The sequence below is a fragment of the Saccharothrix sp. 6-C genome, from assembly GCF_016695385.1.
GTDB classification, from domain to species: domain Bacteria; phylum Actinomycetota; class Actinomycetes; order Mycobacteriales; family Pseudonocardiaceae; genus Actinosynnema; species Actinosynnema texasense.
Window position 1 is genome coordinate 1,076,492 of sequence record NZ_CP064192.1, and the last position, 12,019, is coordinate 1,088,510.

A 12,019-nucleotide genomic window follows, 5' to 3' on the forward strand; every position below is an offset into this window, starting at 1 on the left:
TGCACAGGTCGGACCCGCGTCCGTCTCTCGATGTGGACAGCTATCTTTAACGTGTGAACTGGACCGTGGACGTGCCCGTGGACACGCTTCCCGAGCTTCCGCCCCTCCCGCCCGAGCTGCGCGACCGGCTCGACGACGCGCTGAGCCGCCCCGCCGCCCAGCAGCCGGAGTGGCCGGACGCGGAGCAGGTGCGCCGGGTGCGCGCCGTGCTGGAGAGCGTGCCGCCGATCACCGTGCCGGCCGAGATCGACCGGCTGCGCGACAACCTGGCCGAGGTCGCCCGCGGCGAGGCGTTTCTGCTGCAGGGCGGCGACTGCGCGGAGACGTTCGCGGACAACACCGAGCCGCACATCCGCGCGAACGTCCGGACCCTGCTCCAGATGGCCGTCGTGCTCACCTACGGCGCGAGCCTGCCGGTGGTGAAGATCGGCCGCATCGCGGGCCAGTACGCCAAGCCGCGCTCGTCGGGCATCGACGCGCTCGGCCTGCCGTCCTACCGCGGCGACATCGTGAACTCGCTGGTCGCCACGCCCGAGGCGCGCGTGCCGGACCCGTCCCGGATGATCCGCGCCTACGCCAACGCGGGCGCGGCGATGAACCTGCTGCGCGCCATGACCACCGCGGGCATGGCCGACCTGCACCGGCTGCACGACTGGAACAAGGACTTCGTCCGCCAGTCGCCCGCCGGCGAGCGGTACGAGGCGCTGGCCGGCGAGATCGACCGCGGCCTGCGGTTCATGTCGGCGTGCGGCGTGAACGACACGTCGCTGCACACCACCGAGATCTTCGCCTCGCACGAGGCGCTGCTGCTGGACTACGAGCGGGCCCTGCTGCGCCTGGACACCAACGGCGAGCAGCCGAGGCTGTACGACCTGTCGTCGCACTTCCTGTGGATCGGCGAGCGGACCAGGCAGCTGGACGGCGCGCACATCGCGTTCGCCGAGCTGCTGTCCAACCCGATCGGGTTGAAGATCGGCCCGTCGACCACGCCGGAGATGGCCGTCGAGTACGTCGAGCGGCTCGACCCGCACAACCAGCCGGGCCGGCTGACCCTGATCAGCCGCATGGGCAACGGCAAGGTGCGCGACGTGCTGGGCCCGATCGTGGAGAAGGTCACCGCCTCCGGCCACCAGGTCATCTGGCAGTGCGACCCGATGCACGGCAACACGCACGAGGCGTCCACCGGCTACAAGACCCGGCACTTCGACCGGATCGTCGACGAGGTGCAGGGCTTCTTCGAGGTGCACCGGCGCCTGGGCACCCACCCCGGCGGCATCCACATCGAGCTGACCGGCGAGGACGTCACCGAGTGCCTCGGCGGCGCGCAGGAGATCTCCGACCTGGACCTCGCGGGCCGCTACGAGACGGCCTGCGACCCGCGGCTGAACACGCAGCAGTCGCTGGAGCTGGCGTTCCTGGTCGCGGAGATGCTGCGCAGCTGACCGGACGACGCCGACCGACGCGGAACGGCGGTGGCCCCCGACTCCCACGAGTCGGGGGCCACCGCCGTCCCGCCGCCCTACACCGCGATGATCGTGATCTTGGTGTCCTTGGGCACGCGCTCACCGGCCCGCACGGACTGGTTGACCACGCGGGCCCGGTCGCGGTTGTTGAACTGGACGTCGACCTTGAGGCCCGCGTCCTCCAGGATCTTCTTCGCTTCCTTGACCGACTTGCCCTCGACCTGCGGCACCGTCACCGAGTCCGCCGACACCACGACGGTCACCCGCCGGTTGTTGGGCGGCAGGTTCGTGCCCGCGGGCGGGTCGGTGCGGATCACCTTGCCGCCGTCGACCTTGTCGGAGAACTCGGTCGGGCCCTCGACCGGCTCGAACCCGGCCGCGCTCAGCTCGGCGAACGCCTCGTCCTTCGTCTTGCCCGTGACGCTGGGCACCGGCTTGGGCTCCGAGCCCTTGCTCAGCACGATCGTCACCGTCGAGCCGATCGGCACCGGGGTGCCCGGCGCGGGCTTCAGCGTCACCACCTTGCCCTTGGGCACGCGGTCGCTGAACGCGTCCTCGGCGGGGTTGAGCTGGGCCTTCAACCCGACCGACACGATCTCCTGCTCGGCCGCGGCGACCTCGACGCCCCCGCTGACCTGCGGCACCACCGGTTTGCCCGCGGACACCACGAGCCGCACCAGGTCACCGCGGTCGGCCTTGGTCCCGGAGGGCGGGTCGGTGCTGATCACCTGCCCGCTCGGCACGGTGTCGCTGTTCTCCCGGCGCACCGTCTTCTTCAACGACGCCTCGTCCAGCAGCGCGGTGGCGACGGTCTCGTCCTTGCCGACCAGGTCCGGCACGGTGGAGACGCTGCCGATGGCCAGCCACCAGATCGTCACGCCGATGAGGATCGCGGCCACCACGACGATGCTGAGCCACGTGATGAACTGCCGCTTGCTGCGCGCCCGCATCTCCTCGTACAGCTGCTCGGGCGTCTTCTTCTTCGGCGCCCTCTTGGGACGCGGACGGGCCGCCGGGGACGTCGGGGGAGTGGGTCCGACCGGCTTGGGCTCGGGCGGCGCGAGCAGCTCGGCCCGGGAGATGGCCCTGGTGCCCTGCGGGCCGCCCGCCGGCGGCACCAGCGGGTTCGGCCGGTGCACCGGCACGGTCGGCTCGGCGAACGGCGCGCCCGCGCCCACCCGCACCGGCTCCACCCGCAACGTCTGCTCGGCCGGGCTCAGCGGCGCCGGCACCTGCCGGGTGGCTTCCTCCGCGGGCGCCGCCGCGCTGGGCACCGGCACGTCGACCGCCGCGATGCCGAGCACGGCCCGCGCGGTCTCCACCTCGGACAGGAACGACTCGGCGTCCGCGGGCCGCAGGAACGGCTCCTTGCGGGTCGCCCGGCGCACCAGCTCCGCGACCTCGGCGGGCACGCCCGGCACCGGCGGCACGTCGTCGTTCACGTGGCGGTAGGCCACCGAGATGGCGTTGTCGCCCACGTACGGCGGCGCGCCGGTCAGCATCTCGTACAGCAGCACGCCCGCCGAGTACACGTCGCTGCGCGCGTCCGTGGTGCCCGTGGTGACCTGCTCGGGCGACAGGTAGGCGACCGTGCCCAGGATCATGGTGTCGCTGGTCACGCCCACTGTGGAGACCGCGCGGACCAGGCCGAAGTCGGCGACCTTCACCGTGCCGCCGGGGCCGATGAGCACGTTCTCCGGCTTCACGTCCCGGTGCACGAGGTCGGCGCGGTGGGCGGCGGCCAGCGGCGAGAGGACCTTCTCGATGACGGTGAGCGCCAGCGGCACGTCCAGCGTGCCGCGCGCGGTGAGCAGGTCGCGCAGCGTGCCGCCCTCGACCAGCTCCATGACGAGGTACACCCGGTCCTCGTCCACGCCCTGGTCGTGGACCTGCACCACGCCGGGGTGGTGCAGCTTGGCCGCGGCCCGCGCCTCGCGCTCGAACCGCGCCACGAACTGCGGGTCGGCGGAGAACCGGGGATCCATGACCTTGATGGCCACGGTCCGCTCCAAGCGGGTGTCCACACCTCGGTAGACGGTGGACATGCCGCCCCGCGCGACCAGGGCGCCTACCCGGTAGCGTTGTTCGAGCAGCCCGCCGATCACGTTCGTCGCCGACCTTTCCACAGCCGTGGATCGTACGGTGGGTGGTGCCGACCGAGTGCTGTGCGCTGGAGCATCCCACGCGCGCTTGTGGGATCCGCGTCAAAGTGGCGCGAAACAGGGGGTAGCGGCAAGCCGACCCCTGGGTGTACGGCCACCACCCGGTTGGCGCAGGGCGTCGTCCACGTCGTTGTGGCATCGTGACGCAGGTGAGTGCGATTCCTGCCGCTGCGGATGTGCTGGCTCCCGACCTGGAGGTCCTGCCCCTCCCCGAGGTCGCCGAGCGTCTTGGCCTGCCTATCACCCGAGTCCACCAGTTGCTGCGCGACGGGCAACTGCTGGCCGAGCGACGCGACGGCGTCCTCGTCGTCCCCGCGCAGTTCCTCGCCGCCGGAGGCGTGGTGAAGGGCCTGCCCGGCACCATCACGGTGCTGCGCGATTCCGGCTACTCGACCGAGGAGATCCTCCGGTGGCTGTTCACCGAGGACGAGACCCTGCCCGGCACGCCCGTCGAGGCGTTGCGCGGCGACCGCGGCCGTGAGGTGAAGCGGCGGGCACAGGCCTTGGCTTTCTGACGAGCACCGCACCACCCCAGACGACCGACCACGTCCGGGCGGCTGCCCAGCCGCCCGGACGTCGTGCCCTCCGGGCTAGCGCCCGACGACCCTCGCCGCCAGCGCCCGCGCGAAGCCGGGCAGCGCCACCGCCAGCCGCCGCGGGTTCGGCACCACCACCCGCCGGTCCAGCACCTGGTAGTCGGCCGCCGCGATCTCGTCCAGGATCCCCCGGTACAACGTGAGCGCGGTCCGCACGCACGGCCGCGACACGGGCCGCAGCAGCGGCACACCCGCCTCGGCCTCCCGGTACTCCGCCAGCGCGCACGCGACCAGGTGCGCCGTCACCCGCCGCACCCGCCGGTCGGGCTTCCCGGTCTGCCGGCACCACACCAGCAGCTCGCGGTCGACGCCGTAGGCCGCCAGCACGTCCCCCGGCAGGTACAGCCGGCCCCGGTCGAGGTCCTCGCCGACGTCGCGCAGGAAGTTCGTCAGCTGGAACGCCCGGCCCATCGCGGCGGCGCCCGGCTCCGCCTGCGCGCGGGGCGCCACCGTCCCGAACACCGGCAGCAGCTGAAGCCCGATCACCGCCGCCGAGCCGTGCATGTACCGCCGCAACGCCGGGAGGTCCGGGTACGACGTGACGGTCAGGTCCATCCGCATCGACGCCAGGAAGGCGGTGAACAGCTCCGGGTCGATCGAGTACCGGCGCACGGTGTCGACCAGCGCGACCAGCACCGGGTGGCCCGTCGGCCGGCCCGCCAGCTCGTCGCCCAGCTGCGCCGCCAGCAGCTCCAGGTCACCGGCCGGGTCGGGCGACTCGCCGCTGTCCACGATCTCGTCGGCCCAGCGCGCGAAGCCGTACAGGGCGTGCACCGCGGGCCGCTGCGCGGGCGTGAGCAGGCGGGTGGCGAGGAAGAACGTGCGGCCGTGGCGGGCGTTCAGCTCACGGCAGCGGGCGTACGCCGCGGCCAGCTCCGTCACGACCGGCCCCGGGTAGCCCGCGACCGCACCGGCTCGACAGGTGCGGCGCTCGATCGGGTGAAGGTGCTCGGGGTCATCGGGGCGACATCGTCGCACAGCGCCACCCCGGCGGGTCAGCGCCGGGTGCGCGCCCGCCGTGCCTCGACCGGCCGCCGCGACCTCGCGCCCGTCGCCCCCGTGATCCGCTGGGCGGCCAGCCTGCCCGAGATCAGCACCGGCGGCACGCCGACGCCCGGCGTGGTGCCGCAGCCCGCCAGCACCGCGTTGTCCAGCACGAGGTTGCGCGGCCGGAACGGCCCGGTCTGGGCGAGGGTGTGCGCGGCCGAGAACGGGGTGCCCGCGGCCAGGCCCATCGCGGCCCAGTCCGCGGGCGTGACCAGGTGCTCGACCTCGATCGCGGCACCGAACCCGGTGAGCCCGCGCGCCTCCAGCACACCCACCAGCTCGTCGCGGTAGGCCGGGCCGACGCGGTCCCAGTCGATCGGGCCGGTGCGCAGGTTCGGCGCGGGCGCCAGCACGAACATCCCCTGCCCGGGCGGGGCCGTGACCAGCAGCGACGGGTCGCTCATCACCGTGCCGCGGCGGGTCAGCTCGTCGAACGTCCGGTCCCACTCCCGGCCGAAGAACAGCGTGTGGTGCGCCAGCTCCGGCCACGTCCGGTCCACGCCCGCGTGCAGCACGACCGCCGACGGCGACCACGTGATCGGCACGGGCCGGCGCGGCTGGTGACCCAGCAGGCGGTACGACATCGGCAGGTCCGGGGTGAGCACCACCGCGTCGCACGGGATGCGCTCGCCGTGCGCGGTGCGCACCGCGGTGACCCGCCCGCCGATCCGCTCCAGCCACGCCACCGGCGTCTGGAACCGCAGGTCCGCGCCCGCGTCCCGGGCCGCCGCCGCCAACGCGTCCGGCAGCGCCCGCATCCCGCCCTCGGGGTAGTGCACGCCCGCGATGGTGTCCATGTACGCGATGACGGCGTACGCGGCGAGGGCCTTGCGCGGCGGCACGCCCGCGTACAGCGACTGGAACGAGAACACCCGCCGCAACCGCTCGTCGCGCACGAACCGCCCCACCGACGGGCCGAGCCGGCCGAACCCGCGCAGCGCGGCCAGCCTCGCCAGCTGGGGCCTGAGCAGCGACAACGGCGAGTCGAAGTTCGAGCCGATGAACTGCTCGCGCTCCACCCGGTACAGCTCGGTCAGCCAGCGGCGCAGCGCCCGGTACCCGGCGGCCTCGCGCGGACCGGCGAACCGGCGCACCTCGGCTTCCATCGCCTCGCCGTCGGAGTGCACGTCCAGCGTGCTGCCGTCGGCGAAGCGGGCCCGGTAGGCGGGGTGCAGCGGCCGCAGGTCCAGCCGGTCGGCCAGCGAGTCGCCGACCGCTTCCAGCGCCTCGTCCACCAGCTCCGGCATGGTCAGCACGGTCGGCCCGGTGTCGAAGCGGTAGCCGCCGAGGTCCAGCCGCCCGGCCCGGCCGCCGGGCACGGCGTCCCGCTCGACCACGGTGACCCGGCGGCCCGCGCCGAGCAGGTGCAGCGCGGCGGACAGCCCCGCCAGCCCCGCGCCGACCACGACGACGTGGTCCGTGCGGCCGGTGACCGCGCGCATCGTCAGGAGGTCCGCTTCGTGGCGCTGATCGCCAGCTCCGCCAGCCGCTCACCGGCCGGTTCGGCGATCGGGGACCGGTCGAGCGCCCGCAGCGCGGACCCGGTCAGCTCGGCGATCCGCTCCTCCACCGCGTCCACCGCGCCGACCTCGCGCAGCCGCGCGCGCACCTCGTCGACCGTGGCCACGTCCAGGTCGGGCTTGCCCAGCGCCTGGTGCAGCACGTCCGCGCCGAACTCCATGCCCAGCGCGACCAGCAGCGTCCGCTTGCCCTCGCGCAGGTCGTCACCCGCGGGTTTGCCGGTGACCGCCGGGTCGCCGAACACGCCGAGCAGGTCGTCGCGCAGCTGGAACGCCACGCCGATGTCCGTGCCGAACGAGCGCAGGCCGTCCACCAGCTCCGGTGACGCCCCGCCGATCGCCGCGCCCATGTGCAGCGGCCGTTCCACGGTGTACGCGGCGGTCTTGAGCCGGTCGATGCGCAGCGCCGCGTCCGCCGAGCTGTCGCCGCGCGCCTGCGTGAGCACGTCCAGGTACTGGCCGGCGAGCATCTCGGTGCGCATGTCCCGCCACGGCAGGCTCAGCCGCTGCAACGCGTCGGTGGGCAGGCCCGCGGCGAAGAGCATGTCGTCCGCCCAGGCCAGCGCCACGTCCCCGATCAGCACGGACGCGGCCAGCCCGAACCGCTCGGGTTCGCCCAGCCAGCCCTTGGCGCGGTGCTCGCGGGCGAACCGGACGTGCACGGTGGGCATGCCGCGGCGGGTCTCGGAGGCGTCCATCAGGTCGTCGTGCACCAGCGCGCACGCCTGGATCAGCTCCAGCGAGCTGACCGCCGTGAGCACGGCCCCGGCCAGCTCGCCCTCCGGGTCGCCGCCGGCGGCGCGCCACCCCCACCACGCGAACGTGGGCCGGATCCGCTTGCCGCCGCCGAGCACGAAGTCGGCCAGCGCGTCCACGGCGCCGGTGAAGTTCTCCTCCATGCGCTCGCCCAGTGCCCGGCGGTCGGCGAGGTACGCGGCCAACGCTTCGTCGACGTGCTTGGGCAGTTCGAGGTCCAACGGGTGGGGCGGCACGCCTCTATCGTCACCTCTGCGTCTTCGGCGCGCCCAACCGGGGGGCTGGTCCCATCCAGTGACAGCCTTCTTCCACGCCTCGGACGAACCTCTAGGCTGTCGGGCATGACGTCGGTGGTCGAACGCCTGCACGGGGGGTCCCCCGTGTTCTCCGTCGAGTTCTTCCCCCCGCGCGACGAGGCCGAGGAGATCATCCTCTGGCGCGCGATCCGCGAGCTGGAGGCCTTCGACCCGGCGTTCGTGTCCATCACCTACGGCGCGGGCGGGTCGGCGCGCGACCGGACCATCCGCACCACCGGTCGGGTGGCGCAGGAGACGACCCTGCTGCCGATGGCCCACCTCACCCTGGTCGACCACTCGGTGGCCGAGCTGCGCAACGTGATCGGCTGGTACGCGGCGGTGGGCGTGCGCAACATCCTGGCCGTGCGCGGCGACCCGCCGGGCGACCCGAACGGCGAGTGGCTCGCGCACCCGGAGGGCCTGACCTACGCCGAGGAACTCGTCCGGCTGTGCCGTGAGCTGGGCGACTTCTGCGTCGGCGTGGCCGCGTCGCCGTACGGCCACCCCCGGTCGACGGACCTGGACTCCGACACCGAGTACCTGGTGCGCAAGCTGCGCGCCGGCGCCGACTTCGCCATCGCGCAGCTGTTCTTCGAGCCGGAGGACTTCCTGCGCCTGCGCGACCGGGTCGCCGCACGCGGCTGCGACACCGTGCTGATCCCCGGCGTGATGCCGCTGACGACGCCGCGGACGCTGGCGAAGACGGTGGAGCTGTCGGGTTCGTCGGTGCCGGACTCCGTGGCGCGCCGCCTCGACCCCTACGCCGACGACCCGGCGGGTTTCCGCGCGGCGGGCATCGACCTGGTGACGGAGGTGGGGGAGCGGCTGCTCGCCGAAGGCGTGCCGTGCCTGCACTTCTACACCTTCAACCGGTCGAAGGCGACGAGGGAGATCGTCGGCCGCCTGGGCCTGGTCCCGGCCCGCGCCGTATAGGGTTTGCCGCCGCTGCGCGGACGGCGGCGCGGTCGCGGGGCTGGGTCAAGCCACTTGGTGGCGGCGGTGGGCGACGATGGCCAGGACCAGCACGATGAGCGCCGCGCCGCCGGTCAAGCCGGCCACCAGCATCGTCCAGCCGAAGTAGGACACCGAGTTCGCGCCCGCGTAGCGGACTGTCGCGCTCAACATCGAGGCTTGGCCGGGTTTCGGGGTCCACGCGATGGTCGCGTTGTCTTCTTCTCGCCCGTTCGTGTCGACGATCTCACCCGGAAAGCTGATTTTCACTTGGATGTCGGCGCGTTCGGGCGGCACCTGCGTCAGGTCGACCGATCCGGACAACGTCACGAGGTCGCCGGAGCGCCGGAACGTCAGCTGGTAGCGGCTGGACGACGCGCTGGTCGCCGCTGACAGGGCTCGCACCTCGTCGAACGTCAACCCGCTGAACGACAGTTGCGTGCCGACGTAGTCGTCCACCTTGTACGGCTTGGTGGTGACCCGTCCGGCGAGTTCGTTGGGCACTTTCAGCTGTGGACCTGGGTCGTTGTCCTTCGTCGGCGGGGTGGCGGCGGTGATCTCGCCGGACACGTGGTCGTCGGTGGACAACGCCATGGCGGCGTGCAGCCGGACGCACCCCGTCAGCGAGAACAGCGCGAGGAGGAAGACCGGCATGAGCAGCGCGGAGGCCCTGGGCACCCGGCCATCCTGCCGGCCACGGTCAAAAGTTGACCGCATGACACGATCGTGAGCGTGGCTAATTACCTGTTGGGGGGACAGGGCCCGCAGGTAACGTGCCGCGCATGTCAACCTCCTCCGCCGGCGTGCACGGCATCAGCAACCAGTTCGTGGCCGACTACGCGGCCGCGGACCCGTTGACCGCGACGTTCATCGGCAAGCCCGGCCACGACGACCGGCTCACCGACTACTCGCCGGAGGGGCACGCGGCCCGCGAGGAGCTGGCGCGCAAGGCGCTCGCGGCGATCACCGCCGCCGAGCCCGCGGACAAGTCGGAGGCCGACGCCAAGGCCGTGTTCCTGGAGCGCATCGGCCTCGAGGTCGAGCTGCACGAGGCCGGTCAGATGGAAGGCCAGCTCAACGTCATCGCGAGCCCCGTGCAGTCGCTGCGCGAGGTGTTCGACCAGATGCCCACCGACACGGCCGACGACTGGGCGGTGATCGCCAAGCGGCTCACCGCCGTGCCGGACGCCGTGGCGAACCTGCGCGCGGGTCTCGCCCACGCCGCCGACCGGGGCCACGTCTCGGCGTTGCGGCAGGTAAGCAAGGTCGCCGAGCAGTGCGACACCTGGGCGGGTAGGACCGGCGGCAGGTCGTTCTTCGCCACCCTGATCGCCGATGCCCCCGCGGACGGCGCGTTGCGCACCGAGCTGGAGGCGGGCGCGAAGGCCGCCGCGGAGTCCTACGGCGACCTGGCCGCGTTCCTGCGCGACGACCTCGCGCCCAAGGCGCCGAGGAAGGACGCGGTCGGCGAGGACGTCTACCGGCTCCAGTCCCGCTACTTCACCGGCTCCCGCCTCGACCTGGCCGAGGCCTACGAGTGGGGCTGGGGCGAGTTCACCCGCCTCGAGACCGAGATGAAGCAGGTCGCGGACCGGATCAAGCCGGGCGCTTCCCTCGCCGAGGCCGCCGCCGCGCTGGACGCGAACCCGCGCTACCTGGTGCGCGGCAAGGACGGCCTGCGGTCGTGGATGCAGGAGCTGTCGGACCGGGCGCTGCTGGACGTGCGCGGCGTGCACTTCGACCTGCCGGACGAGCTGATGAAGCTGGAGTGCCGCATCGCGCCGCCCGGCGGTGGTGTCGGCGCGTACTACAACGGCCCCACGCCGGACTTCTCCCGCCCCGGCCGCATGTGGTGGTCCGTGCCGGACGACAAGGAGGAGTTCTCCACCTGGCGCGAGGTCTCGACCGTCTACCACGAGGGCGTGCCGGGCCACCACCTCCAGGTCGCCACGGCCGTCTACCAGGCGGAGACGCTCAACGAGTTCCAGCGCCTCCTGTGCTGGGTCTCCGGCCACGGCGAGGGCTGGGCGCTGTACGCGGAGCGGCTGATGCGCGAGCTCGGCTACCTGGAGGACGACGGCGACCTGCTCGGCATGCTCGACGCGCACCTGTTCCGCGCGGCCCGCGTGATCATCGACATCGGCATGCACCTGGAGCTGGAGATCCCCAAGGGCACCGGTTTCCACGAGGGCGAGCGGTGGACCCCGGACCTGGGCCTGGAGTTCATGCTCACCCGCACCATCACCGACCCGGCGCACGTGCGCGACGAGATCGACCGCTACCTGGGCTGGCCCGGTCAGGCGCCGTCGTACAAGCTGGGCGAGCGGCTGTGGCTGGCGGCCCGCGACGATGCCCGCGCCCGGCACGGCGCCGCGTTCGACCTCAAGACGTTCCACCGCCAGGCCTTGGAGATGGGGGCCATGGGGTTGGACACTCTTCGTGAGCGGCTCACGGAGCTCTGACCCCGACCCGGTGACCTCGGTTTCACGCCGAGGTCACCGGATCCGGTGTTTGATGTGCTGGCGAACGACCGTAGGGGGATGTGATGACCGGACGTGCGAGGCGTGCCGCACTCGGCGTGGTGCTGGCCGGCGCGTTGCTGGTCGCCGGGTCGCCCGCGGTCGGCCAGGCCCAACCGCTCGGCGACCAGGCCGAGTGGCGCATCCGGCAGCAGATCGTCGACAACGCCCTGCACCAGGTCGGCCAGCGCGAGGGCAACGGCAACTACTACCCGCCGCAGTACCAGGTGGCGGGCCAGGGCGTGCTGCGGCCGGCCGAGTGGTGCGGCGTCTTCGTCAACTGGGCCTGGACCACCGCCGGCGTGCAGGACAAGCCGGCGATGCGCCCCGCTCCCGGCGCGTCCGTCCTCGACCAGGGCCACTGGGCGACCTACTGGCAGAAGTGGGGCAAGGCCAACGGCCGGTGGAAGGACATCTCCGAGCGCGACGTGGCGCCCGGCGACGCCGTCGTCTACGGCAACTACCCGGACATGCACGCCCACGTCGGCCTCGTGGTGGAGGTCAGGTACGACCGGACGGGCCGCAAGGCCACGCACGTCCGCACCATCGAGGGCAACTTCGACGAGCGGGTCGTCTACTCGAAGCTGCGCAAGATCGAAGGCCTGAACGCCGGCAAGTACCTCCAGGCGTCGGGCTTCGTCTCGCCCTTCTAGCGATCACCACCGACCTCGCCCGATAGGACTTCGACCGATCGGGCTCCGGTCGGTCG

At 72.8% G+C, this 12,019-nt stretch carries 10 protein-coding genes; 5 read left to right on the plus strand and 5 right to left on the minus strand.

Annotated features, from left to right (window positions below):
• Positions 1 to 53: 53 nt before the first annotated feature.
• Positions 54 to 1,442, plus strand: coding sequence for a class II 3-deoxy-7-phosphoheptulonate synthase (locus tag IOD16_RS05075; RefSeq protein ID WP_123743425.1), 1,389 nt, complete (start codon positions 54 to 56; stop codon positions 1,440 to 1,442).
• A gap of 77 nt (positions 1,443 to 1,519) precedes the next feature.
• On the opposite strand, the gene IOD16_RS05080 is transcribed toward IOD16_RS05075, so the two are convergent.
• Positions 1,520 to 3,589: a Stk1 family PASTA domain-containing Ser/Thr kinase gene (locus tag IOD16_RS05080; protein ID WP_201439107.1), complete on the minus strand. Its 2,070-nt coding sequence runs from the start codon at positions 3,587 to 3,589 to the stop codon at positions 1,520 to 1,522.
• 185 nt (positions 3,590 to 3,774) lie between these two features.
• Between IOD16_RS05080 and IOD16_RS05085 the strand changes: the two genes are divergently transcribed.
• Entirely contained in the window at positions 3,775 to 4,140 is a 366-nt protein-coding gene (locus IOD16_RS05085; RefSeq protein ID WP_201441207.1) for an Rv2175c family DNA-binding protein, read from the plus strand.
• Between the two features lie 75 nt (positions 4,141 to 4,215).
• Here the strand turns inward: IOD16_RS05085 and IOD16_RS05090 are convergent, their stop codons facing one another.
• The 3 genes from IOD16_RS05090 to IOD16_RS05100 all read right to left on the minus strand — a co-directional run bounded on the left by IOD16_RS05090 (position 4,216) and on the right by IOD16_RS05100 (position 7,780).
• Positions 4,216 to 5,103: a phytoene/squalene synthase family protein gene (locus tag IOD16_RS05090; RefSeq protein WP_201439108.1), complete on the minus strand. Its 888-nt coding sequence runs from the start codon at positions 5,101 to 5,103 to the stop codon at positions 4,216 to 4,218.
• A gap of 113 nt (positions 5,104 to 5,216) precedes the next feature.
• Positions 5,217 to 6,710: a phytoene desaturase family protein gene (crtI, locus tag IOD16_RS05095; RefSeq protein WP_201439109.1), complete on the minus strand. Its 1,494-nt coding sequence runs from the start codon at positions 6,708 to 6,710 to the stop codon at positions 5,217 to 5,219.
• Between the two features lie 2 nt (positions 6,711 to 6,712).
• Positions 6,713 to 7,780: a polyprenyl synthetase family protein gene (locus IOD16_RS05100; RefSeq protein ID WP_123743421.1), complete on the minus strand. Its 1,068-nt coding sequence runs from the start codon at positions 7,778 to 7,780 to the stop codon at positions 6,713 to 6,715.
• Between the two features lie 105 nt (positions 7,781 to 7,885).
• Between IOD16_RS05100 and IOD16_RS05105 the strand changes: the two genes are divergently transcribed.
• A complete protein-coding gene (locus IOD16_RS05105; protein ID WP_201439110.1) occupies positions 7,886 to 8,773 on the plus strand; it encodes a methylenetetrahydrofolate reductase in 888 nt (295 codons plus the stop codon).
• 45 nt (positions 8,774 to 8,818) lie between these two features.
• Here the strand turns inward: IOD16_RS05105 and IOD16_RS05110 are convergent, their stop codons facing one another.
• A complete protein-coding gene (locus IOD16_RS05110; protein WP_201439111.1) occupies positions 8,819 to 9,469 on the minus strand; it encodes a DUF3153 domain-containing protein in 651 nt (216 codons plus the stop codon).
• A gap of 104 nt (positions 9,470 to 9,573) precedes the next feature.
• Here IOD16_RS05110 and IOD16_RS05115 point away from each other — a divergent pair, with 104 nt between their 5' ends.
• Both IOD16_RS05115 and IOD16_RS05120 read left to right on the plus strand, forming a co-directional pair.
• Positions 9,574 to 11,253, plus strand: a complete 1,680-nt coding sequence (locus IOD16_RS05115) for a DUF885 domain-containing protein (RefSeq protein WP_123743418.1) — start codon at positions 9,574 to 9,576, stop codon at positions 11,251 to 11,253.
• A gap of 83 nt (positions 11,254 to 11,336) precedes the next feature.
• On the plus strand, positions 11,337 to 11,963 hold the full coding sequence (locus tag IOD16_RS05120; RefSeq protein ID WP_201439112.1) for a hypothetical protein: 627 nt from the start codon (positions 11,337 to 11,339) through the stop codon (positions 11,961 to 11,963).
• Positions 11,964 to 12,019: the final 56 nt, after the last annotated feature.